Origin of the sequence: Pseudomonas fluorescens, from assembly GCF_002837185.1 — a bacterium.
Lineage (GTDB): Bacteria > Pseudomonadota > Gammaproteobacteria > Pseudomonadales > Pseudomonadaceae > Aquipseudomonas > Aquipseudomonas fluorescens_AM.
Map to the genome: position 1 here is coordinate 52,002 of NZ_KZ477991.1, position 24,020 is coordinate 76,021.

A 24,020-nucleotide genomic window follows, 5' to 3' on the forward strand; every position below is an offset into this window, starting at 1 on the left:
GCGCCTAATTACTCGAACCAATGGGCTCGGGCGGCCATGATCAACTTGCCGGCACGATCTTCGTCAATGCCGTCGATGTCGAGCAGATCGTCAATAGACTGCTCGGCCAGGTCTTCGCGGGTAATTACGCCGCGCACCGCCAGTTCCATCGCCAAATCCTTGTCCATACCCTCAAGCGAGAGCAGGTCTTCGGCCGGATGGGCGTCTGCCAGCTTTTCCTCAGTAGCGATGGCTTTAGTCAACAAACGATCCTTGGCCCGAGCGCGAAGCTCGTTGACGGTGTCTTCGTCAAAGCCGTCGATGTTGAGCATTTCTTCCAACGGTACGTAGGCAATCTCTTCCAGGCTGGTGAAGCCTTCATCTACCAGCACCTGCGCCAGGTCTTCATCGACTTCCAGCTCTTCGATAAAGTTGCGCAGGATGTCACCGGTTTCAGCTTGCTGCTTAGCCTGGATGTCCGATTCGGTCATCACGTTCAGGGTCCAACCGGTCAGTTGGCTGGCCAGACGCACGTTCTGACCACCACGACCAATGGCCTGAGCCAGATTGTCTGCGCCAACGGCGATGTCCATTGCATGGGCATCTTCGTCAACGATAATTGCCGCCACTTCAGCCGGCGACATGGCGTTGATCACGAACTGCGCCGGGTTATCGTCCCACAGGACGATGTCCACACGCTCACCGCCCAATTCGCCCGACACTGCCTGGACGCGCGAACCGCGCATACCAATGCAAGCGCCCTGCGGGTCGATGCGTTTGTCCTTGGAGCGGACCGCGATCTTGGCGCGCGAACCCGGGTCGCGGGACGCAGCCATGACTTCGATCAGGCCTTCGGCGATTTCCGGCACTTCGATACGGAACAGCTCGATCAGCATTTCCGGCGCGGTACGCGACAGGATCAACTGAGGGCCGCGGTTCTCGGTGCGGATTTCCTTGAGCAGCGCACGCAAGCGCACGCCTACACGGAAAGTTTCGCGAGAGATGATGTCTTCACGGGCCAGCAACGCTTCGGCGTTGTTGCCCAGGTCGACGATCACGTTGTCGCGGGTCACTTTTTTCACGGTACCGGAGATGATTTCACCCAGGCGTTCGCGATAGGCGTCAACGACTTGAGCACGCTCGGCTTCGCGAACCTTCTGCACAATGACCTGCTTGGCGGTCTGTGCAGCGATACGGCCGAACTCGATCGATTCGATCTTTTCTTCGACGACATCACCGACGTTGGCGCCAGGGTGCGTTTGCGCAACCTTGCTTGGCCAGGTCTCAATCGCCGGATCATCAAGATCGGCTTCTTCGACGACCGTCCAGCGACGGAAAGTCTCATAGGCACCGGTGTGGCGGTTGATTTCCACACGCAGATCAACTTCATCTTCAAAACGCTTTTTGGTAGCAGTGGCCAGGGCCAGCTCCAGCGCTTCAAAAATCACGTTTGCCGGTACGCCTTTTTCATTGGATACCGACTCAACAACCAGCAGTACTTCTTTGCTCATCGTACGCCTCGCCTTTCGCAAGCCATTGGATCCGCGGGATCCGCGTCTCAGTCAAAACTGGGAATAATGTTGGCCTTGTCGATCATATCGATCGGCAACAGGAACTCATGGTCTTCTACCTGCACCACGACATCCTGCTCTTCTACACCGCGCAGAAGGCCCTGAAAGTTGCGTCGCCCTTCGAATGGGGAGCGCAGCTTGATCTTCACTTGTTCACCGGCAAATTTTGCAAACTGATCAATAGTGAACAGTGGGCGTTCCATGCCTGGCGAGGAAACTTCAAGGGTGTATTCAACGGAAATCGGATCTTCAACATCCAGGACACCGCTGATCTGACGGCTGACAATTGCACAATCGTCCACCAGCACGCCGCCCTCTTTATCGATATAAACGCGCAACATTGAGTGGCGACCTTGAGCCGAAAACTCAATACCCCAGCATTCATAGCCTAGGGCCACGACCACCGGGGCCAGCAAGGCCTGCAACTCTTCTAGCTTGCTCGACACCTGAACCCCCTCGTGCATGTATGTGCATGCTGTGCAAAATAAAAAAATGGGCGAAACGCCCATCCTTGAAACGCCGTCGAACAGCGGCGTTGAAAGTGTCCAGCTAACAAAAAGCCCCTTAAAAGGGGCTCCGCTAAAACTGGTTGCGGGGGCCGGATTTGAACCGACGACCTTCGGGTTATGAGCCCGACGAGCTACCAGACTGCTCCACCCCGCGACAAAGCTGGGGCGGAAGTATACGACCGATCCCTTACAGGGTCAATGTAACCTTCCACCTACAAGAAAGCCCGCAACAGCGGGCTCTCCTGATAATTGGTACCGAGAAGGGGACTCGAACCCCTACACCCTATGGGCACAACCACCTCAAGGTTGCGTGTCTACCAATTCCACCACCTCGGCAATACAGCGTTTACAACCTTCTTACTTCTGCTCTTGAGCTGGAGGCACGTCAGTCGCTGGAGTAGCCGACTTTTGCTCTTGAAGCACCGGGACATCATCAGAAGCCGGTTTTGCTTTTGGTACTTCCAACACTGCTGGGTTTGGCAAACCTACTTGAGTCAGCACATGAGCCTTCTCTTTAGCAAAGTAACCTAACCCCAAGCTGGTTATGAAGAAACCGGCGGCAAGTATAGCAGTAAACTTACTAAGAAAGGTAGAGGAACCTTGGCTTCCGAACACAGTATTTGAAGCACCTGCACCGAAAGACGCACCAGCATCCGCACCTTTACCCTGTTGCAACAAAACCAGGGCAACTACGCCCAGGGCAGCCAACAGATGAAAAACGACTACGACTGTTTCCAGCATTTTTTCAGTTTCCCGCGGCGCGACAGATCGCACCGAACTCATCTGCATTCAGGGAAGCTCCACCAATGAGCCCCCCATCGATATCCGGCATGCCGAACAGTTCGACCGCATTGGCCGCCTTCACGCTGCCGCCGTATAGAAGCCGCACACCTTGTGCGACTTCAGAATTCTCTGCCGCCAACTGGGCGCGGATGGCGGCGTGCACATCCTGCGCCTGTTGCGGTGTAGCAGTCAGCCCGGTACCAATGGCCCAGACCGGCTCGTAAGCAATTACTGCCTTTGCAAACGCACCAACACCCAGCTCCTCGATGATGCTGCCCAGCTGACGCGAGACAACTTCAAGCGTTTTGCCCGACTCGCGCTGCTCAAGGGTTTCCCCTATGCACAACACCGGAATCAAGCCACAAGCCTGTGCGGCGGCGAACTTGCGGTTGAGCGTCTGATCGCTTTCACCCATCAACTGGCGGCGCTCGGAGTGCCCAACAAGTACATAGGCACAACCCGCATCAACTAACTGACTCGGTGCAATCTCACCGGTCAACGCACCTTGGGCGGGCTCCACCGCAGAATTCTGCGCGCCGACCTGAATCGACTGACCTTCCAAGCCATCAACCACTTGGCCGATATGCAGGAAAGGCGGGAAAACCGCGACATCAACACCGCCAGGCAAGGCCAGGTGACGAAGGCCATTGATCAGCTCAGCGACACTGGCGCGGGTACCGTGCATCTTCCAGTTACCAGCTACCATCGTGCGACGCATGCTGTACCCCGTCGGTCAAAGTGGGCGCAGATGTTACCCAACCACATCATCACTGGCAAGCCGAATTCAGGCGCAAACTTCAGTTACCAGTTTTGCCAGGTCTTCGGCATGGCCGCGAACCTGTGTTTCGTCCTCGCCTTCGACCATGACACGCACCAGAGGCTCTGTGCCAGACTTGCGCAACAACACGCGCCCACGCCCAGCCATAGCCTGGGTTACACGCTCGCAAGCTTCCTTGACAGAGGGGTGCTCGATTGGATTTTCGCCACCGCCGAAACGCACATTGAGCAGCACCTGCGGGCACTTGCGCAGAGCCTGCCGCGCCTGCGCCAGGCTCTCTTCGCGACGACGCAAGGCCAGCAACACCTGCAGCGCGGCGATGATTGCGTCGCCTGTGGTGGTGTGCTGGAAGCAAACAACATGCCCCGAGTTTTCACCACCAATCACCCAGTTGCGTTCCAGCAACTCGGCGATCACGTAACGGTCACCGACATTGGCGCGAATGAAGGGAATCCCCAGTTCAGCCAACGCCAATTCGAGGCCCAGGTTACTCATCAGCGTACCGACGACACCCCCTTGCAGCTTGTTACGCTCATGCAAGTCACGGGCAATGATGAACAGCAGGTCATCACCATCCACGATCATGCCAGTGTGATCCACCATCAACACACGGTCGCCATCGCCGTCAAAGGCAATGCCCAAGTCTGCATGCTCGGCCAGAACCGCCGCCTGCAACTGCTCCATGTGCGTGGAACCGCAGTTGTCGTTGATGTTCAACCCGTTAGGCTGAGCCGACAGCACAGTGACTTGCGCACCGAGTTCCTTGAATACACTCGGCGCCACCTTGTACGTCGCTCCGTGGGCACAATCGACGACGATTTTCAGCCCGGCAAAATTGGTGCTGCTCGGCACGCTGCTCTTACAGAATTCGATGTAGCGACCGGAGGCATCATTGATACGCGACACCTTGCCCAGTTTGCTGGACTCGACCACGGTCATAGGCGCATCCAGCAACTCTTCGATCATCAGCTCGATCTCGTCAGGCAACTTGGTGCCCTGCCCCGAGAAAAACTTGATGCCATTGTCATCGTGCGGATTGTGCGAGGCACTGATCACGATACCGGCTTGAGCATGAAAGGTACGCGTCAGGTAGGCGATCGCCGGTGTGGGCATGGGGCCCAGCAGCATCACGTCGGCGCCCGCAGCGGACAACCCCGCTTCCAGCGCGGATTCAAACATGTAGCCCGAAATACGCGTGTCCTTGCCCACCAGGATGCGGCACGCACCCATGCTGCGGAACGCCATGCCTGCCGCCCAACCCAACTTGAGCATGAAATCAGGGGTAATCGGGTATTCGCCGACCCGACCACGGATACCGTCGGTGCCAAAATATTTTTTAGTCATGAGTGCTCCATCATTCTTATTCGGCTGATTCAACAGCGGCAATCATGCGCACCACGTCCACCGTCTCGGCGACATCATGCACACGCAAAATACGCGCGCCCTTGGTCATAGCAAGCGCAGCCAGCGCGAGGCCGCCAAACAAGCGCTCACCGACCGGGCGATTCAGGGCCTGCCCTATCATGCTCTTGCGCGAAACACCGACCAGAAGAGGCCGGCCAAGGGCGTGCAGGGCTTCCATATGCTTGAACAGGCTTAGATTATGTTGCAGGGTCTTGGCGAAGCCAAACCCCGGATCGAGAATGATCTTTTCAGCGCCAATACCCACTGACGCGCACTGGGCGATTCTGTCAGCAAGAAAGCTACTGACCTCGCCAACCAGGTCGTCGTAGTGCGGATTATCCTGCATATTGCCGGGTTCACCCAGCATATGCATCAGACACACGGGCAGGCCGGTCGCTGCAGCGGCGTCGAGGGCACCGTCACGCCGCAACGAACGCACATCATTAATCAGGCCCGCCCCCAAGCGTGCAGTTTCACGCATCACCGCTGGCGTTGACGTGTCCACCGAGATGATCACATCCAGCTCGCGCGCAATGCGCTCGACAATCGGCGCCACGCGCTCCAGTTCCTCCACAGGAGAAACAACGCGGGCACCCGGCCGAGTCGACTCGCCGCCGATATCGATCAACGTCGCGCCGGCAGCCACCATCGCCTGCGCATGACGCAACGCGGCATCCTGCTGGCTGAAGCGGCCGCCATCGGAAAACGAATCGGGAGTGACATTAAGAATGCCCATGACATGCGTATGGGCCAAATCAAGAACCCGGTTGCCGCAAAGCAACCGGGTGGAGGACGACGCAGAAATCATTTCAAACCTTAATGGTCAGCTGCCGGGCCGCCGATTGGAGCTTCAGGACGTTCATTCTGCACCACTGGCGGAGTGCCCGAGGTACCTGAACCACCTTCCCAATCGCGAGGCTCACGAGGCGTGCGCCCCGCCATGATGTCGTCGATCTGATCGGCATCAATGGTCTCGTATTTCATCAGCGCATCAGCCATCGCGTCCAGCTTGTCGCGGTTGTCGGTGAGGATCTGCTTGGCCGTGCCGTAGCATTGATCAATGATGCTGCGCACCTCGGAGTCGATCAGCTTGGCTGTCTCGCCCGAAAAACTGGCACTTTGACCGCCACCGCCGCGTCCCAGGAACACCTCGCCTTCTTCCTCGGCATACATCAAGGGACCGAGTTTTTCCGACAGGCCCCACTTGGTCACCATATTCCGTGCGATCTGGCTGGCGCGCATGATGTCGTTGGAAGCGCCGGTGGTGACACCGTCGAAGCCCAGCGTCATCTCTTCCGCAATCCGACCGCCGTAAAGCGAACAGATCTGGCTGATCAGTGCGCGCTTGGAGAGGCTGTAACGATCCTCTTCCGGCAGGAACATCGTCACACCCAAGGCACGACCGCGCGGAATGATCGACACCTTGTAGACCGGGTCGTGCTCAGGCACAACACGACCCACGATGGCGTGACCCGCTTCGTGATACGCAGTGTTCTGCTTTTCCTTCTCGGACATGACCATGGATTTGCGCTCGGCGCCCATCATGATCTTGTCCTTGGCCAACTCGAACTCTTTCATTTCAACGATGCGCTTGCCGGTACGGGCCGCAAACAACGAAGCCTCGTTGACCAGGTTGGCCAGGTCAGCACCGGAGAAGCCTGGCGTACCACGGGCAATCACGGCCGGGGCCACGTCGTCGCCCATCGGCACTTTACGCATGTGTACTTTAAGGATCTGTTCGCGACCGCGGATGTCCGGCAAGCCCACCACCACCTGGCGGTCAAAACGGCCTGGACGCAGCAGCGCAGGGTCCAGTACGTCCGGACGGTTGGTTGCGGCGATGACGATGATGCCGTCATTCATCTCGAAACCGTCCATCTCCACCAGTAACTGGTTGAGGGTCTGCTCACGCTCGTCATGACCGCCACCCATGCCGGCGCCACGATGGCGACCAACGGCATCGATTTCGTCAATGAAGATGATGCATGGCGCGTGCTTCTTGGCCTGTTCGAACATATCGCGAACACGGCTGGCACCGACACCGACGAACATCTCGACAAAGTCAGAACCGGAAATGGTGAAGAACGGCACCTTGGCTTCGCCGGCAATCGCCTTGGCCAGCAAGGTTTTACCGGTACCCGGCGGGCCGACCATCAGTACGCCACGAGGAATGCGCCCGCCCAGGCGCTGGAACTTGCCCGGATCACGCAGGAACTCGACCAGCTCACCCACTTCTTCCTTGGCTTCGTCGCAACCGGCGACATCAGCCAGGGTAGTTTTCACCTGGTCCTCAGAGAGCAGGCGTGCCTTGCTCTTGCCAAAGCTCATCGGCCCGCCCTTGCCTCCCGCACCCCCTTGCATCTGGCGCATGAAGAACATGAACACGGCAATAATCACCAGGATCGGGAAGCTGGCCACCAGGAGCTGGGTCCAGATGCTCTGCTGCTCAGGCTGCTTGCCTTCCACAACGACCTTGTTGTCCACCAGGTCGCCGATCAGACCGTTGTCCTGAATGGCCGGACGAATGGTCTTGAAGCTGTCGCCATCAATACGCTTGCCGGTAATCACGTAGCCATCAACCGCTACGCGCTCGACCTTGCCATCCTTAACTTGCTGGATGAAGTCGGAATAGTTGAGGGTCTGCGGCTCGTTAGGGCTGGAGAAGTTGTTCATCACCGTCACCAGGACAGCCGCGATGATCAACCACAGGATCAGATTCTTTGCCATATCGTTCAATTAACTACCCTCTGAAGCAAGCTCCGCTACTGGCGCGCGCTTCGCATGATATTCACCGGCCTAACTTACTACATTACCTACAACACTGGCAGGCGCCGTCTGTAACCCTTTGTGAAACTTTGACTACACAATAATCGTAAAGCTTCATGACGAAAGCGATATAAAAAAACCTATCGCCCTCCTCGAATCTCTCAAAAACGCTCTTCGCTCGCCGCGCCTTCAACGCCGCGAAAGCCGCGGCAGAGCAGGTATTGCTCCCGAGACCTGTCCCGGGAAGAGTCAGGCTTGCGTGTTTGCACCTTATCGAACAGCTTGCGGATGTTCTTGTGGTACTCGTCAAACCCTTCGCCCTGGAAGACTTTCACCAGGAAATCACCACCAGGACGCAGTACCCGACCCGCCAGATCCAGCGCCAGTTCACACAGGAACATGGCACGCGGCATATCGACGGCCGGTAATCCACTCATATTGGGGGCCATGTCGGAAATCACAAGGTCTACCTGCGAATTTCCCACCGCCTCAAGAATCTCTGCGAGCACAGTGTCCTGGGTGAAATCACCATGAACAAAGGTCACATCCGGGATGCTGTCCATCTCCAGGATGTCTGAAGCGATCAAGCGGCCCTGCCCACCAATCAGACGACTGGTCACCTGGGACCAGCCACCCGGGGCCGCACCCAGGTCAATAACGCTCATGCCGGGACGGATCAATTTGTCCTTGTCCTGGATCTCCAGCAACTTGTAGCTGGCCCGGGAACGGTAGCCGTCCTTCTGCGCCTTTTTGACGTAAGGATCGTTGAAATGCTCTTGTAGCCATTTAAGGCTGGTTTTGGAACGGGCCACGGGCCACCTCGAAAAATAAAACGGGTCGTGATTAACTGGGCGGTCCCGGACTCGCTCGGGTAAACTGGCCGCCGCTTTTTACAAGATCAGACGCAGGGGTCAGATTATGCCGCTCACTCAAGAGCAGAAGAAACAGTACAAATCCATTGGCCACCATCTGAAACCAGTTCTGATTGTGGCAGACAACGGTTTGACTGAAGGTGTGTTAGCCGAATTCGAACGCGCACTCAATGATCATGAACTGATCAAGATCAAGGTCAATATCCTTGATCGCGAAGCGCGCCTGGCCGCCGTTGCAGAACTGTGCAAGGTGGGCAAGGCGGACCTGGTCCAGGTTATCGGCAAGATGGCGCTGCTGTACCGCAAGAACTTCAGCGTCAACAAGCAACTGTCGAACGTTCATCGCTTCAAGTGATGAAAAGGGTCAAGGGCGTGCTTCGCGCGCCCCGCCACTCCATCCCGGTGCGGGCTGTACAACCAGCACCAGGCCGGAGAACCCTAGCACAAGATAGCTGAATAGCTGCCAGCGCAACGCTTGCGGCAGCCAGACATGCACAACGCAATACATTGCACACGCATACAGCGCCATCAGTAGCAGTTGGCCGCGAATATCCCGCCACAAACTCCCCAAGCCTTCGGCCCTGACCAGCACCCATGCCTGGAGCGTCACGCACGCCGCCGCAAAAGCCACCAGCAACGTACTGAGCAATCCGTCGATCTCATCGATCAGCAGCGGTGCCAGGCCAATCAGGCCCAGCACCGGCAACACGCCAATGTGCAACAACCACAGGCCACCCACCCAAAGCATCTGGGAAAGCTGCCAAAGCATGGCGCCCGCACGAAGCGGGCGCCGTCTTTCAGATGTGACGAACTTCGACAATCTCGTACTCGATCACGCCGCTCGGCGTTTTCACGGCAACCACGTCGCCCTCTTCCTTGGCAATCAAGGCACGGGCAATCGGTGAGCCGACAGAGATCTTGCCTTTCTTGAAGTCAGCCTCGTCCTCGCCCACGATCTGGTAGGTCACGCTTTCATCGGTCTCGACGTTGGCGATTTCCACGGTCGTGCCAAAAATCACCTTGCCGGTATGCGGGATGGTCGTGACGTCGATGATCACCGCATTCTGCATGCGGCCTTCGATATCACGGATCCGCGCCTCGACCATACCCTGCTGCTCGCGAGCAGCGTGGTATTCGGCGTTTTCCTTCAAGTCACCCAACTCGCGGGCCGTACCGATGTCCTGGCTCAGCTTTGGACGTACGACTTTGGTCAGATGGGCGTGCTCCTCTTCCAGGGCGCGAGCGCCCTGAACGGTCATCGGGTATTTGGTTATGCTCATGCCTTCAATCCTGCGTGTAGATCCTGCAAGCGACGCACGGTCTTTTCCGGACCGAACTTGAGCGCTTCGCAGATGGCTTCGCCAGCAGCAATGGTGGTGGTGCAATAGATCTTGTGCTGCAAGGCATTACGACGAATGGAGTAGGAGTCCGCGATCGACTGGCGACCTTCGGTGGTGTTGATGATCAGGGTGACTTCGTCATTCTTGATCATGTCGACCACGTGCGGACGGCCCTCCGTCACTTTGTTCACGCGGCGTACTTTCAGGCCGGCCGCTTCGATCAGCTTGGCGGTCCCGGCGGTAGCCACGACTTCAAAGCCCAAGTTGATCAGATCACGGGCCACACCCGCAACCAGTGGCTTGTCGTCATCGCGCACGCTGATAAACGCAGTACCGCCGGTCGGCAGCACTTCGCTGGCGCCCATCTGGGCCTTGGCGAAGGCTTCGCCGAAGGTGTCGCCCACGCCCATCACTTCACCGGTGGACTTCATTTCCGGGCCCAGGATCGGGTCCACGCCAGGGAATTTGGCGAAGGGGAACACCGCCTCTTTCACGCTGTAGAAGTTCGGAATGATTTCCTTGGTGAAGCCGATTTCCTTCAGGGTCTTACCGGCCATTACGCGCGCAGCGATCATGGCCAGGGACACACCGATGCACTTGGACACGAAAGGCACGGTACGCGAAGCGCGCGGGTTGACTTCGATGACGTAGATGTCTTCGCCTTGCAGCGCCAACTGCACGTTCATCAGGCCGACCACACCCAGCTCCAGGGCCATTTTCTTGACCTGTTCGCGCATCTCGTCCTGGATGTGCGCCGGCAGCGAGTACGGCGGCAGCGAGCATGCGGAGTCACCGGAGTGAACGCCCGCCTGCTCGATGTGCTGCATGATCGCGCCGATCACCACGTCGGTACCGTCGCACACCGCGTCCACGTCCATTTCGATGGCGCAGTTGAGGAAGTGGTCGAGCAGCACCGGGCTGTCGTTGGAAACTTTCACCGCGTCACGCAGGTAGCGCTTGAGCTCTTCTTCTTCGTAGACGATTTCCATCGCGCGGCCGCCCAGTACGTAGGACGGACGCACCACCAGCGGGTAGCCGATCTTGCTGGCTGCGCGGATGGCTTCGTCTTCGCTGCGCACGGTGGCGTTTGGCGGCTGGCGCAGGTTCAGGCGCTCGACCATCTGCTGGAAGCGCTCACGGTCTTCTGCACGGTCGATGGCATCCGGGCTGGTACCGATGATCGGCACGCCAGCGGCTTCCAGGGCACGCGCCAGTTTCAACGGGGTTTGGCCGCCGTACTGGACGATCACGCCTTTTGGTTTCTCGACGCGGCAGATTTCCAGTACGTCTTCCAGGGTTACCGGCTCGAAGTACAGACGGTCGGACGTGTCGTAGTCAGTGGAAACCGTTTCCGGGTTGCAGTTGACCATGATGGTCTCGTAGCCGTCTTCGCGCAGTGCAAGTGCGGCGTGAACGCAGCAATAGTCGAACTCGATGCCCTGGCCGATACGGTTCGGACCGCCACCCAGAATGATGATCTTGTCGCGGCCTGACGGCGCGGCTTCACACTCTTCTTCATAGGTGGAGTACATGTACGCAGTGTCGGTGGCGAACTCGGCGGCGCAGGTGTCAACGCGCTTGTAGACCGGGAAGATGTCCAGCTTGTGGCGATGGGTACGCAGGTTCTTCTCGGTCACACCCAGCAACTTGGCCAGACGCTGGTCGGAGAAGCCTTTGCGCTTGAGACGGAACATCAGGTCGCGGTCGATGGACGACAGGCCAAGGGTCTTGACCTTCTCTTCTTCCTTGATCAGGTCTTCTATCTGCACCAGGAACCACGGGTCGATCATGTTCATGCCGAAAATATCTTCGACGCTCAGGCCGGCACGGAAGGCGTCAGCCACGTACCAGATACGCTCGGCGCCTGGCACGGTCAGCTCGCGCTTGAGGATGCTCATGCTTTCCGGGTTGCTCAGGTCGAGCTTCTCGTCCAGGCCGCACACACCGACTTCCAGGCCGCGCAGGGCTTTCTGCAGGGATTCCTGGAACGTGCGGCCGATCGCCATGACTTCACCGACCGACTTCATCTGAGTGGTCAGGCGCGCATCGGCCTTGGCGAATTTTTCGAAGGCAAAGCGCGGCAGCTTGGTCACAACGTAGTCGATAGACGGCTCGAAAGACGCCGGCATGGCGCCGCCCGTGATTTCGTTTTGCAACTCGTCCAGGGTGTAACCGATCGCCAGCTTGGCAGCGATACGCGCAATCGGGAAGCCGGTCGCTTTCGAGGCCAGCGCCGAAGAACGCGATACACGCGGGTTCATCTCGATCACGACCATGCGGCCTGTGTCCGGGCAGATACCGAACTGAACGTTGGAACCACCGGTTTCAACGCCGATTTCACGCAATACCGCCAACGAGGCGTTGCGCATGATCTGGTATTCCTTGTCCGTCAGGGTCTGCGCCGGCGCAACGGTGATCGAGTCACCAGTGTGCACGCCCATCGGATCGAAGTTTTCGATGGAGCAGACGATGATGCAGTTGTCCTTTTTATCGCGGACAACCTCCATCTCGTACTCTTTCCAGCCGATCAGGGATTCGTCGATCAGCAGCTCTTTGGTCGGAGACAGGTCCAGGCCACGGGCGCAGATCTCTTCGAATTCTTCGCGGTTGTAAGCAATGCCACCACCGGTGCCGCCCATGGTGAAGGACGGACGGATAATGCAGGGGAAGCCCAGCTTTTCGAGAACCGCGTTGGCCTCTTCCATGCTGTGGGCGATACCGGAGCGCGGGCAGTCAAGGCCGATGGACTTCATCGCCTTGTCGAAACGCGAACGGTCTTCCGCCTTGTCGATGGTGTCCGCGTTCGCACCGATCATCTCGACGTCGAACTTTTCCAGGACGCCTTCGCGCTCCAGGTCCAGGGCGCAGTTCAGTGCGGTCTGGCCCCCCATGGTTGGCAACAGCGCGTCCGGACGCTCTTTTTCGATGATCTTGGCCACGGTCTGCCATTTGATCGGTTCGATGTAGGTGGCGTCGGCCATGGCCGGGTCGGTCATGATGGTGGCCGGGTTGGAGTTCACCAGGATGACGCGGTAGCCCTCCTCGCGCAGGGCTTTACAGGCCTGGGCGCCGGAGTAGTCGAATTCGCAGGCCTGGCCGATCACGATCGGGCCAGCGCCGAGAATCAGGATGCTTTTTATGTCTGTACGTTTTGGCATGGGTTTGTCACTCAAATCCGCAGGTCAGTCGGCAAGCCGTCTTGAACATTCTTTGAAGAACCTGCGGGGGCCACCGAAGTTCGGGGCCACCCGCAGGCCGCTCAGTCAGCGTCGCTTGGCCATCTCATTGATGAAACGGTCGAACAGCGGCGCTACGTCGTTCGGGCCCGGGCTGGCTTCAGGGTGACCCTGGAAGCTGAACGCGCTCTTGTCGGTGCGCTCGATGCCTTGCAGGGAGCCGTCGAACAGCGACTTGTGAATAGCGCGCACGTTCGAAGGCAGGCTCGCTTCATCCACCGCAAAACCGTGGTTCTGGCTGGTGATCATGACAACGCCGGTGTCCAGGTCCTGCACGGGGTGGTTGGCACCGTGGTGACCGTGGCCCATTTTCAGGGTCTTGGCGCCCGAGGCCAGGGCCAGCAACTGGTGGCCGAGGCAGATACCGAATACCGGAATCTCGGTTTCCAGCACGTCCTTGATCGCCTGGATGGCGTAGTCGCATGGCTCGGGGTCACCAGGGCCGTTGGACAGGAACACGCCGTCCGGTTGCAGGGCGAGTACATCGCTGGCCGGGGTTTGCGCCGGCACCACGGTCACGCGGCAGCCGCGCTCAACCAGCATGCGCAGGATGTTGTACTTGACGCCGTAATCGTAGGCCACAACGTGATAAGGCAGCTCAGCGGCATCGATAGTCGCGTGGCTGTCGGTCTTCAGGTCCCAGACAGTGGAGCGCCATTCGTACTTCTCTTTGACGCTGACGACTTTCGCCAGGTCCATGCCCTTCAGGCCAGGGAACCCTTGCGCTGCGGCAATCGCCGCCTCTTCGGAGATATTCTCACCGACCATGATGCAGCCGTTCTGCGAGCCTTTTTCACGCAGGATGCGCGTGAGGCGGCGCGTATCGATACCGGCGATCGCCACAACGTTGTTGGCTTTCAGGTAATCGGACAGCGACATCGTGTTACGCCAGTTGCTCGCAACCAGTGGCAGGTCACGAATCACCAGACCTGCCGACCAGACACGATCAGACTCGGCGTCTTCCGGTGTAGTACCGGTGTTGCCGATGTGCGGATAGGTCAGGGTAACGATCTGCTGGGCGTAGGAAGGATCGGTAAGGATTTCCTGATAGCCTGTCATGGCGGTGTTGAACACCACCTCACCAACGGTTTGACCGTCGGCTCCAATGGCTTCGCCGCGAAAAATGCTGCCATCAGCAAGGGCGAGTATGGCTGGCTTAGTCAAGAAGACCTCCCGTAAATAAAGCCTGAAAGGGCGATCGCAGGTTGCAAAAAAGCGGAGTGACGTATGGACACGTCACCCCGCTTCTTCACTGAATTATTCTGCGCGCTTTTAGTGGACACACTAAAGCTGTAGCTTACAGAAAAAGGCTTTTTTGGTCCACCGCTAATGAGCCTGAAAGGCAGGGGAATGCGACAGGGCGTCGCTTAGCGGGTAAAACGGGGCCCAAGCATAAGCTTGAGGCCCTGTTTAAGCTACCGATTAGTGCAGGTCGAGTACATCACGCATGTCGTACAGACCAGGCTCGCGCCCCTCCAACCAGAGCGCAGCACGCACCGCGCCCTTGGCGAACGTCATTCGGCTGGACGCCTTGTGCGTGATCTCCAGGCGCTCGCCTTCAGTGGCAAACAGCACAGTGTGATCACCGACCACATCACCACCGCGCACAGTGGCAAATCCAATGGTGTCGCGCGCACGCGCACCGGTATGCCCTTCACGGCCATACACCGCCACTTTCGACAGGTCACGCCCCAACGCATCAGCGATGGCCTCGCCCATCCGCAAGGCAGTCCCGGACGGCGCATCGATCTTGTGACGATGATGGGTTTCGATAATTTCGATATCCGCTTCATCGCCCAATACACGAGCCGCCATGTCCAGCAACTTGAGGGAAAGATTCACGCCCACGCTGAAGTTCGCTGCAAAGACGATCGGAATATCCTTGCCCGCCTGAGCCAGCAACTGCTTCTGCTCAACCGTCAAACCGGTGGTACCGATCACCATCGCCTTGCCTGCCTTACGGCAGAATGCCAGGTTTTCCAGCATCACCTCCGGCAGCGTGAAATCGATCAACACGTCGAACTCGTCGGCCACCTGCCCCAGGTGACCGGACAACGAAACGCCAATACGGCCCAGCGAAGCCAACTCACCCGCATCTGCACCGATCAACGTGCTGCCCGGACGAACGATCGCCGCAGTCAGCCCGGACGCCGGCGAGCGCTGCTGCACGGCTTCGACCAGCGTTTTGCCCATGCGCCCGGCAGCGCCCATTACGGCTATACGTCGCATACTCAATTCCTTACAGGTCGCCGAAGAAGCGCTTCACGCCATCGAAAAAACCCGTGGTTTTTGGCGAATGGGAGTCATCACCTTCCAACGAACTGCGGAACTCTTCAAGCAGCTCACGCTGACGGCGATTCAGGTTGACGGGCGTTTCTACCGCCACACGACACATCAGGTCGCCTGCCCCACCACCGCGCACCGGCGCAACGCCTTTGCCACGGATACGGAACTGCTTGCCGGTCTGCGTGCCCTCTGGAATCTTGAGCTTGACCCGACCGTCCAGCGTCGGAATTTCCAGTTCACCACCCAGGGCCGCATCGACAAAGCTGATCGGCACTTCACAGAACAGATGCTTGCCATCGCGCTGGAAGATCGAGTGCTCGCGCACATTGATCACCACATACAGGTCGCCCGTAGGCCCACCTTGAGTACCCGCTTCCCCTTCACCCGACAGACGAATGCGGTCACCGGTATCCACGCCCGCCGGCACTTTTACCGACAGCGTCTTGTACTCTTCGACACGACCTTCGCCATGGCAGGAATCGCACGGGTCGGAAATGATCTTGCCCTGGCCATGGCAACGCGGGCAGGTTTGCTGCACCGAGAAGAAGCCCTGCTGCATCCGAACCTGGCCGATACCGCCGCAGGTCGGGCAGGTGATTGGCGAAGAACCCTTCTTGGCACCCGAGCCGTCGCACGGTTTGCAGTTGACCAGCGTCGGTACACGGATGTTGACGCTGGTGCCGCGCACGGCTTCTTCCAGGTTCAGCTCCAGGGTATAGCGCAGGTCGCTGCCACGCTGGGCCCCGCCACGCTGACCACCACGGCCACCGCCAAAGAAATCACTGAACACATCACCGAAAATATCGGAGAAGTTCTGGCCACCAAAACCGGCACCGCCGCCGCCCATGCTCGGGTCGACACCGGCATGGCCATACTGGTCGTAGGCTGCACGCTTGTTGGGATCAGACAGACATTCGTAGGCCTCATTGGCCTCTTTGAACATTTCTTCGGATTCTTTGCTATCCGGATTACGGTCCGGGTGGTGCTTCATCGCCAGGCGACGGTAAGCCTTTTTCAGGTCCGCCTCGCTAGCCCCGCGCTCCACACCCAATACTTCGTAATAGTCACGCTTTGCCATAAGTCTTTGCACTCTTAAGGACGTTCAGCCAGACCCTCCTGAGCCTCGCCAAACTCGTTGAGCCCCAATGCAGGCCCGGACCCAACTCACGTCAATTCAACGATCCTGGTCATTACTACTTTTTAGCCGGCCACCCGACTAAAAACGCGGCATTTACTGCTCGGAAAGCAGGAGCATTCCCGACCACACCGCCAGCACCCGAACGCTGTCGCATACTGTAAAAATTCGCATACCCCAGACACGCCAACGCGGGAGCAAGCTCCCGCGCGGCGACATCCTACCAGTCACCGCTTGTGAGCGGTCAACCGGGCGACCAAGTTACTTCTGGTCTTTGACTTCTTCGAACTCGGCATCGACAACATCATCGTGCTTGGCTTCAGGCTCTGCTTGCTGCGCAGCACCTTCAGCCGGCTGGCCTTGTTCGGCGTACATTTTCTGAGCCACTGGCGCGGAAACCTTCGACAACTCCTCAACCTTGGCTTCGATAGCGGCCTTGTCATCGCCTTTGATAGCGGCTTCCAGGGCAACTACAGCGGCTTCGATTGCAGCTTTCTCTTCGGCACTCACCTTGTCGCCAGCATCAGCGACCATTTTGCGCGTCGAGTGAACCAGCGCATCACCCTGGTTACGGGCGCCAGCCAACTCGGCAAACTTGGCATCCGCATCAGCATTGGCTTCAGCATCACGAATCATCTGTTGAATTTCTTCATCAGACAGGCCGGAGTTGGCCTTGATGGTGATCTTCTGCTCTTTGCCGGTAGCCTTGTCTTTCGCGCCAACGTGCAGGATGCCGTTGGCGTCGATGTCGAAGGTCACTTCGATTTGCGGCACGCCACGTGGTGCTGGTGGAATCTCGGCCAAGTCGAACTTGCCCAGGGATTTGTTCTGCGCAGCTTGCTTACGCTCGCCTTGCAGCACGTGAATGGTCACGGCGCCCTGGTTATCGTCGGCAGTCGAAAACACCTGGGATTTCTTGGTAGGAATCGTGGTGTTTTTCTCGATCAGCGCAGTCATCACGCCGCCCATGGTTTCGATACCCAGGGTCAGAGGGCTCACGTCCAGCAGCAACACGTCTTTCACGTCACCAGCCAATACCGCGCCCTGGATGGCAGCGCCCATGGCGACCGCTTCGTCCGGGTTCACGTCTTTACGTGCTTCTTTACCGAAGAACTCGGTGACTTTCTGCTGTACCAGCGGCATACGGGTCTGACCACCGACCAGGATCACGTCGTTGATCGCGCCAACGTCGATACCGGCGTCTTTCAATGCGATACGGCATGGCTCGATGGTGCGCTGAACCAGGTCTTCAACCAGTGCTTCCAACTTGGCGCGAGAGATCTTCACGTTCAAGTGCTTAGGACCGGTAGCATCTGCAGTGATATACGGCAGGTTCACGTCGGTGGACATGCTCGACGACAGTTCGATCTTGGCTTTCTCGGCGGCTTCTTTCAGGCGCTGCATCGCCAGCGGGTCACCCTTGAGGTTCATGCCGCTTTCTTTCTTGAATTCGTCAACGAGGTAGTCGATCAGACGGATGTCGAAGTCTTCACCACCCAGGAATGTGTCGCCGTTGGTGGCCAACACTTCGAACTGGTGCTCGCCGTCAACTTCAGCGATCTCGATGACGGAGACGTCGAAAGTACCACCACCCAAGTCATAAACGATCACAGTGTGGTCGCCTTTGGCCTTGTCCATACCGTAGGCCAGGGCGGCCGCGGTGGGTTCGTTGATGATACGTTTTACGTCCAGCCCGGCGATGCGGCCGGCATCTTTGGTCGCCTGGCGCTGGCTGTCGTTGAAGTAGGCCGGAACGGTGATCACCGCCTCGGTCACGGTTTCACCGAGGTAATCTTCGGCAGTCTTCTTCATCTTTTTCAAGACTTCAGCCGAGATCTGCGGCGCAGACATCTTGTTGCCGTTTACTTCAACCCAGGCGTCACCGTTGTCGGCCTTGGCGATTTTGTAAGGCACCATCTTGATGTCTTTCTGTACGACTTCTTCGTCGAACTTACGACCGATCAGACGCTTTACCGCGTACAGGGTGTTGTGCGGGTTGGTAACGGCCTGACGCTTGGCCGACTGACCGACCAGGATCTCGCCGTCGTTGGCGTAAGCGATGATCGACGGCGTGGTACGCGCGCCTTCAGCGTTTTCGATGACTTTGGCCTTGCCGTTTTCCATGACCGAGACGCACGAGTTGGTGGTCCCCAGGTCGATACCGATAATTTTGCCCATGATTCACTCTCCCGAAACTTGAATTTGGATGCCGCAGCAGTTGTGGCTAACTGCGGTAGCACTTAAACGCTTGACTTATAGATGGGGGCCTTGCGGCGGATTTCAAGCCTGCTCATCAATAGAAGGCGAAACGGGTGCGGGCGCCTTGCTCACCACCACCATCGCCGGACGCAACAAGCGACCGTTAAGCAGATAACCCTTCTGGAATACCTTCAATACGCTGTTGGGCTCCAGGTCGTGGCTTTCCTGCATCGCCATCGCCTGGTGGTGCTCTGCGTTGAACGGCTCACCGCCTAGTGGATTGATGGCTTCCAACTGATAACGCTTCAGGGTGTCCTGGAACATTTTCAGGGTCAGTTCGATCCCTTCGCGCATCGGGCGGATGTTTTCGTCATCCGGATTGGACAGTTCAAGGCCACGCTCCAGGCTGTCGATAATCGGCAGCAGGTCGTTGGCGAATTTTTCCAATGCGAATTTGTGAGCCTTTTCTACATCCTGCTCGGCACGGCGGCGGACGTTCTGCAGATCGGCGGCAACACGCAACGACTGATCCTGCGCTGCGGCCAGCTGCTCTTCGAGCACTTGCACACGAGTCCCCAGCTCATCACCGGCAGCCGAATTGGCGTCTGGCGTTTGCGTATCCTGCGTCTGTTCGTCAGCCATAGATTTCTCCTTTCAAAATCATGCGCGAACTCAACTCGCGCTTCTGTTCCGGTATATGGGGCCACAATTTTCAGGTTCAAGGGTGCAGGGGTTACCAAAAGTCTTTCGTATGTCTCGGATCATTTCCTGCCTGTACATGCCTTATTGAGCTAAAAAAAGCCATTGATCAAGCAAATCGAGCTAAGCGCCAGGATTGTCAGCCTCAGATAAAACACTGTATAAATAACCATACCTAAAGCCTGGGAGCGACCTTCATGCTCGTGCACCTGTCCGTACATAACTACGCCATCGTTGAACATCTGGATCTCGAACTGGATCGCGGCATGAGCGTAATCACAGGCGAGACCGGCGCCGGCAAGTCGATCATGCTCGACGCCCTGGGCCTGACGCTCGGGGACCGCGCCGACAGCGGAGTGGTACGCCCCGGCGCCGACAAGGCCGACATCCTGGCCACCTTCGACCTGGCGGATATTCCCGAGGCCGAGGCCTGGCTGGCCGAGCGCGACCTCAATAATGAAGGGCCGTGCATTCTGCGCCGGGTCATCACCGCCGAAGGACGCTCACGCGGCTACATCAACGGCACGCCCTGCCCCCTTGGCGACTTGAAAGCCCTGGGTGAACTGCTGATTGATATCCACAGCCAGCATGAGCACCAGTCCCTACTGAAAACCGACACCCATCGCCGCCTGCTCGACGAGTACGCCGGCGCCACCGACCTTGCTCGCCAGGTTCACCTGGCCGCCCACCGCTGGCGCCAGACACGCCAGGAACTGGAACGTCTTTCCAACTCCGGCGACGAGCAACGCGCTCGCCACCAATTGCTCAGCTATCAACTCGAAGAGCTTGAAAGCCTGGGCCTGGGCGAGACCGAACTGGAACAGCTTGAACAGGAACACAAAAACCTGACCAACGCCGAGACGCTGCTGGGTATCTGTCGCCAAGTGATCGAGCAATGCAGCGAAAGTGATTCCGGCAATGTGCTCAACGCACTGACGGCAAGCCTTAATCGCCTGTCCAGCGTGACTAACGCCTCCGGCTCACTGAGTGAGGCCACTACCCTGCTGACCAGCGCGCAGATCCAGGTAGAGGAGGCGGTAGGTGAGCTGAACCGCTTCCTGGATCATTTCGATGCCGACCCGGCGCGCCTGCAGGAAATAGAAGAGCGCCTGGACACTATCTACACCCTGGCGCGCAAACATCGCATCCAGCCAACCGAAGTGGCGGCGATGCAGCAAAAGCTGCTGGATGAAATCGAAACCTTGAACGCGAACGACGAGTCCATTGAGCGCCTCGGCGAAGAACTCGCCTCCTTCGCCCGCCATTATCAGGAAAAAGCTCGCGAGCTGAGCGACCTTCGCCAGCAAGCCGCCACCCGCCTGGCCGATGCCGTGGAGCAGGAAATCCAGCGGCTGGGCATGCCCGGTGGCCGCTTCACCATCCAGTTGCACGCCAATACCAGCCATGAACTGCAACCCCAAGGACTGGAACAGGTGGAGTTGCTGGTCAGCGCCAACCCGGGGCAACCGCTCAAGGCCCTGGCAAAAGTCGCCTCCGGCGGCGAGCTTTCACGGATCAGCCTGGCGATCCAGGTCATCACTGCGCAAACTTCGCGTGTACCGACCCTGGTATTCGATGAGGTGGACGTAGGCATTGGCGGGCCGACTGCCGAGATTGTTGGCCAGTTGTTGCGACGCCTGGGCGATCGTGGCCAGGTGCTTACGGTGACCCACTTACCGCAAGTGGCGGCCCAAGGGCATCAGCACTTGTTCGTGCACAAGGTGCGAGGCAGCGAAGCGACGCGCACGGCCGTGTCCAAGCTGAACAAGTCGGAGCGCGTGGAGGAAGTGGCGCGGATGCTCGGCGGTATTGATTTGACCAAGGAGTCCCTGGCGCATGCGAAGAAGATGGTCGTAGCGGCGAAGGCTTGAAGCGAGCTTTTTCCTTCTTATATAAAGCACGAAGGCGACCCTAGGGTCGCCTTCAATCGTTTCGCAGAGCAAATCTGCGTCGATTTTTACTTTTTCTTACGGATGTACAGCACCAGATTATGGTCGACCAAATCGAAGCCATGCTCCTCAGCGATCTTATGCTGCAGCGCTTCGATCTCAGGGCTGGTGAACTCGATAACCTCATTGGTATCCAGGTCAACCATATGGTCGTGGTGCCCACCGTCGGCCAATTCAAACACTGCATGACCGCCGTCGAAATTATGACGAACCACCAGCTCTGCGGCTTCAAACTGGGTCAGGACACGGTAAACCGTGGCCAGGCCGACGTCTTCATTAGCCTCCATCAGCGCCTTGTAAACGTCCTCGGCACTCATGTGGCGCTGCTCAGCAGAATCGAGCATTTGTAGAATCTTGACTCGGGGCAGAGTCACTTTGAGACCGGCTTTGCGTAGTTCGCTATTTTCAACCATGGTTAGCTTTCTCGCGGATGCTGCTTCGCAGCTTCTCATAATACGGGTATGATCGGCGTTTACGTTGTCCCAGCCAAGATAGTGGAAGTCGCCCACCGATGCAAAACACCAAGCTCTTGCTAACCAGTTTCACCTTTGTGGGACTGCTCGCACTCGCCGGTTGTTCATTCCCCGGGGTTTACAAAATCGACATCCAGCAGGGCAATGTCGTCACGCAGGACATGATAGACCAGTTACGCCCGGGAATGACCCGACGGCAAGTAAGGTTTATCATGGGCAATCCCCTGCTGACCGACACTTTCCATGCCGATCGCTGGGATTACCTCTACAGCCTCCAGCCTGGCGGCGGTGAGCGCCAGCAGGAGCGCGTCAGTGTCATTTTCAATGGCAATGACCAGCTTGTCAGCCTTTCCGGCGACTTCATGCCTGGCGTAAGCCGCGATGAAGCGCTGTTGGGCAAGGACAGCGGTACCAGCGTGACCGCCCCTGCACAGGAAGCCGAGAAGCCGAAATCCGAGGTGCCGGCCAAGCCAGGCTCCTTGCTGGACCAGATCCAGAAGGACGTCGATGGCGTGGAAACCGTGCCAGTCCCGACGCCACAGCCTCTGGACACCAGCCCGCAGTAACAAAGCGACACTCAACAAAAAGCCCGGCATGCCGGGCTTTTTGTTGTCTGACGGTTTTATGAGCCTTGCGGCCTGTTCTTCGCCGCCCTGGCCGCACGCTGCCTGCGTACTTCCTTGGGATCTGCCAGCAACGGCCGGTAGATTTCAATTCGATCACCTGGCTGCACGACACGCACATCCGCGTCAGCAACCACCTTTCCGAAAATCCCCAACGGGCATTCAGCCAGCGCCAACTGCGCAAATTGCTCGGCGATCCCCGACATCCGCACCGCTGCCCTCAGGCTCGTGCCCGCCGGAACCTTCACCTGCAATAAAACCTGGCGGTCAACAGCGGCATGCACCACTTCAATGTCAACCATGCAGTTGCTTGGCCCGCTGACAGAACGCGTCCACCAGCGTATTCGCCGCCTGATTGAACAAAGGCCCCAATGTCGCGCGAATAATCGGCCCTGCGTAATCGAACGACAGATCCAGGCTGATCTTGCAGGCCTTGTCCGTCAGCGCCTTGAATACCCATACCCCATGCAACTGGGTGAACGGCCCTTCCTGCAGATTCATTTCGATGGATTGCCCAGGCACCAGCACATTGCGGGTCACAAAATGCTGGCTAAGCCCACCCTTGGCTACGCCGACGCTGGCAACCATGTATGCGTCACCGCTCTCCAAAACCTCGGCAGTGGAGCACCACGGCAGGAATTCCGGGTAACGCGCCACGTCGTTGACCAGGTCATAGAGCGCCTGTGCGGGATATGGCAGCAGGGCCGAACGTTGAATATGCGTCGTCATGTGAGCGTTATTTCCACAGCTGAGCGGGCAAACATCGCGAAACAACAGCCAGATCCGCGAGAGAAAAAAACCAAAGAACTGACCGCATTGTCCGGGATTCGTCCAACACGCTCAAGCACGCAGGTTGACCGTAGCCGACACGCTCGCAACTCCCTATAATGCCGCCCCTATGGCTAAACAAAAGAAACACCCCACAGGGACCATCGCGCAAAATAAAAAGGCGCGACACGATTACTTCATCGAACATCGGTTCGAGGCTGGTCTGGTCCTGGCCGGCTGGGAAGTAAAAAGTCTGCGTGCCAGCAAGCTGCAGCTGGTCGACAGCTATGTGCTGCTCAAGGATGGCGAGGCGTGGCTGCTTGGCAGTCATATCACCCCGCTGACCACCGCGAGCACCCACGTGATTGCCGACCCGGTGCGCACGCGCAAGCTGCTGCTCAATGCCCGCGAGCTGGAAAAACTCGCTGCGGCAGTGCAACAGAAAGGCTACGCCTGCATCTGCTTGTCCTGGTACTGGAGCAAGCACCTGGTCAAGTGCGAAATCGCGCTGGGCAAGGGCAAGAAGGAATACGACAAACGCGATACCGAACGCGAGCGCGACTCCAATCGCGAATTGCATCGCGCGGTGCGCAACAAGGGCAAGGAAGACTAAGCTTGTGACGATGCAGCTTCGGGCGACTCGCCCGAGG

Annotated in this window: 23 protein-coding genes and 2 tRNA genes; 4 read left to right on the plus strand and 21 right to left on the minus strand. The window is 58.1% G+C overall.

The genetic code is table 11. From position 1 onward, the window contains the following. Window positions 1-8: 8 nt before the first annotated feature. The 10 genes from nusA to rlmE all read right to left on the minus strand — a co-directional run bounded on the left by nusA (window position 9) and on the right by rlmE (window position 8,602). Window positions 9-1,490: a transcription termination factor NusA gene (gene nusA / locus CIB54_RS08675; RefSeq protein ID WP_057725019.1), complete on the minus strand. Its 1,482-nt coding sequence runs from the start codon at window positions 1,488-1,490 to the stop codon at window positions 9-11. Window positions 1,491-1,537: 47 nt separating this feature from the next. Further along, a complete protein-coding gene (gene rimP, locus CIB54_RS08680; RefSeq protein WP_003235029.1) occupies window positions 1,538-1,996 on the minus strand; it encodes a ribosome maturation factor RimP in 459 nt (152 codons plus the stop codon). A 140-nt stretch (window positions 1,997-2,136) separates the two neighbouring features. Continuing rightward, a tRNA-Met gene (locus CIB54_RS08685) sits at window positions 2,137-2,213 on the minus strand. A gap of 96 nt (window positions 2,214-2,309) precedes the next feature. Beyond that, window positions 2,310-2,395, minus strand: a tRNA-Leu gene (locus tag CIB54_RS08690). A gap of 21 nt (window positions 2,396-2,416) precedes the next feature. Then, window positions 2,417-2,800: a preprotein translocase subunit SecG gene (gene secG, locus CIB54_RS08695; protein ID WP_010206600.1), complete on the minus strand. Its 384-nt coding sequence runs from the start codon at window positions 2,798-2,800 to the stop codon at window positions 2,417-2,419. A gap of 4 nt (window positions 2,801-2,804) precedes the next feature. After that, a complete protein-coding gene (gene tpiA, locus CIB54_RS08700; protein ID WP_065952179.1) occupies window positions 2,805-3,560 on the minus strand; it encodes a triose-phosphate isomerase in 756 nt (251 codons plus the stop codon). 66 nt (window positions 3,561-3,626) lie between these two features. Further along, window positions 3,627-4,964, minus strand: a complete 1,338-nt coding sequence (gene glmM / locus CIB54_RS08705) for a phosphoglucosamine mutase (RefSeq protein ID WP_101219532.1) — start codon at window positions 4,962-4,964, stop codon at window positions 3,627-3,629. Window positions 4,965-4,980: 16 nt separating this feature from the next. Continuing rightward, complete coding sequence (folP, locus tag CIB54_RS08710; protein ID WP_101219534.1) at window positions 4,981-5,832, minus strand: dihydropteroate synthase; 852 nt, start codon at window positions 5,830-5,832, stop codon at window positions 4,981-4,983. A gap of 8 nt (window positions 5,833-5,840) precedes the next feature. Continuing rightward, the gene (gene ftsH / locus CIB54_RS08715; protein WP_057725015.1) at window positions 5,841-7,751 is read right to left on the minus strand and encodes an ATP-dependent zinc metalloprotease FtsH; all 1,911 of its coding nucleotides are present in this window, start codon (window positions 7,749-7,751) and stop codon (window positions 5,841-5,843) included. Window positions 7,752-7,951: 200 nt separating this feature from the next. After that, a complete protein-coding gene (rlmE, locus tag CIB54_RS08720; RefSeq protein ID WP_065892263.1) occupies window positions 7,952-8,602 on the minus strand; it encodes a 23S rRNA (uridine(2552)-2'-O)-methyltransferase RlmE in 651 nt (216 codons plus the stop codon). A gap of 106 nt (window positions 8,603-8,708) precedes the next feature. Between rlmE and CIB54_RS08725 the strand changes: the two genes are divergently transcribed. After that, the gene (locus CIB54_RS08725) at window positions 8,709-9,017 is read left to right on the plus strand and encodes a YhbY family RNA-binding protein (protein WP_003176146.1); all 309 of its coding nucleotides are present in this window, start codon (window positions 8,709-8,711) and stop codon (window positions 9,015-9,017) included. 9 nt (window positions 9,018-9,026) lie between these two features. Here the strand turns inward: CIB54_RS08725 and CIB54_RS08730 are convergent, their stop codons facing one another. The 8 genes from CIB54_RS08730 to grpE all read right to left on the minus strand — a co-directional run bounded on the left by CIB54_RS08730 (window position 9,027) and on the right by grpE (window position 19,500). Continuing rightward, a complete protein-coding gene (locus CIB54_RS08730) occupies window positions 9,027-9,431 on the minus strand; it encodes an MFS transporter (protein WP_101219536.1) in 405 nt (134 codons plus the stop codon). A 28-nt stretch (window positions 9,432-9,459) separates the two neighbouring features. Further along, the gene (greA, locus tag CIB54_RS08735; protein ID WP_065952218.1) at window positions 9,460-9,936 is read right to left on the minus strand and encodes a transcription elongation factor GreA; all 477 of its coding nucleotides are present in this window, start codon (window positions 9,934-9,936) and stop codon (window positions 9,460-9,462) included. 2 nt (window positions 9,937-9,938) lie between these two features. Then, window positions 9,939-13,160, minus strand: a complete 3,222-nt coding sequence (carB, locus tag CIB54_RS08740) for a carbamoyl-phosphate synthase large subunit (RefSeq protein ID WP_101219538.1) — start codon at window positions 13,158-13,160, stop codon at window positions 9,939-9,941. A gap of 105 nt (window positions 13,161-13,265) precedes the next feature. Next, entirely contained in the window at window positions 13,266-14,402 is a 1,137-nt protein-coding gene (gene carA, locus CIB54_RS08745) for a glutamine-hydrolyzing carbamoyl-phosphate synthase small subunit (RefSeq protein ID WP_065952175.1), read from the minus strand. A 258-nt stretch (window positions 14,403-14,660) separates the two neighbouring features. Further along, entirely contained in the window at window positions 14,661-15,467 is an 807-nt protein-coding gene (gene dapB, locus CIB54_RS08750) for a 4-hydroxy-tetrahydrodipicolinate reductase (protein ID WP_065952174.1), read from the minus strand. Between the two features lie 10 nt (window positions 15,468-15,477). Further along, window positions 15,478-16,602 (minus strand): molecular chaperone DnaJ, encoded by a 1,125-nt coding sequence (gene dnaJ, locus CIB54_RS08755; RefSeq protein ID WP_065883934.1) that lies wholly within the window; start codon window positions 16,600-16,602, stop codon window positions 15,478-15,480. Between the two features lie 318 nt (window positions 16,603-16,920). Then, complete coding sequence (dnaK, locus tag CIB54_RS08760) at window positions 16,921-18,837, minus strand: molecular chaperone DnaK (RefSeq protein WP_101219540.1); 1,917 nt, start codon at window positions 18,835-18,837, stop codon at window positions 16,921-16,923. A 102-nt stretch (window positions 18,838-18,939) separates the two neighbouring features. Then, on the minus strand, window positions 18,940-19,500 hold the full coding sequence (gene grpE, locus CIB54_RS08765; protein ID WP_065952172.1) for a nucleotide exchange factor GrpE: 561 nt from the start codon (window positions 19,498-19,500) through the stop codon (window positions 18,940-18,942). Window positions 19,501-19,754: 254 nt separating this feature from the next. Between grpE and recN the strand changes: the two genes are divergently transcribed. Continuing rightward, window positions 19,755-21,428 carry a DNA repair protein RecN gene (recN, locus tag CIB54_RS08770; protein ID WP_065952171.1) on the plus strand — a complete coding sequence of 558 codons (1,674 nt, stop codon included), beginning with the start codon at window positions 19,755-19,757 and terminating at the stop codon, window positions 21,426-21,428. An 86-nt stretch (window positions 21,429-21,514) separates the two neighbouring features. On the opposite strand, the gene fur is transcribed toward recN, so the two are convergent. Then, on the minus strand, window positions 21,515-21,919 hold the full coding sequence (gene fur, locus CIB54_RS08775; protein ID WP_065952170.1) for a ferric iron uptake transcriptional regulator: 405 nt from the start codon (window positions 21,917-21,919) through the stop codon (window positions 21,515-21,517). A 98-nt stretch (window positions 21,920-22,017) separates the two neighbouring features. Here fur and CIB54_RS08780 point away from each other — a divergent pair, with 98 nt between their 5' ends. Beyond that, window positions 22,018-22,545 (plus strand): outer membrane protein assembly factor BamE, encoded by a 528-nt coding sequence (locus tag CIB54_RS08780; protein WP_057725005.1) that lies wholly within the window; start codon window positions 22,018-22,020, stop codon window positions 22,543-22,545. Window positions 22,546-22,601: 56 nt separating this feature from the next. Here CIB54_RS08780 and CIB54_RS08785 read toward each other — a convergent pair whose 3' ends face one another. Both CIB54_RS08785 and CIB54_RS08790 read right to left on the minus strand, forming a co-directional pair. Further along, window positions 22,602-22,904: an RnfH family protein gene (locus CIB54_RS08785; protein ID WP_065952169.1), complete on the minus strand. Its 303-nt coding sequence runs from the start codon at window positions 22,902-22,904 to the stop codon at window positions 22,602-22,604. Next, window positions 22,897-23,331, minus strand: a complete 435-nt coding sequence (locus CIB54_RS08790) for a type II toxin-antitoxin system RatA family toxin (RefSeq protein WP_065952168.1) — start codon at window positions 23,329-23,331, stop codon at window positions 22,897-22,899. The genes CIB54_RS08785 and CIB54_RS08790 overlap by 8 nt, the downstream gene beginning before the upstream one ends. A 169-nt stretch (window positions 23,332-23,500) precedes the next feature. Between CIB54_RS08790 and smpB the strand changes: the two genes are divergently transcribed. Further along, the gene (smpB, locus tag CIB54_RS08795) at window positions 23,501-23,983 is read left to right on the plus strand and encodes an SsrA-binding protein SmpB (protein WP_003235073.1); all 483 of its coding nucleotides are present in this window, start codon (window positions 23,501-23,503) and stop codon (window positions 23,981-23,983) included. The last annotated feature ends 37 nt before the right edge of the window (window positions 23,984-24,020 follow it).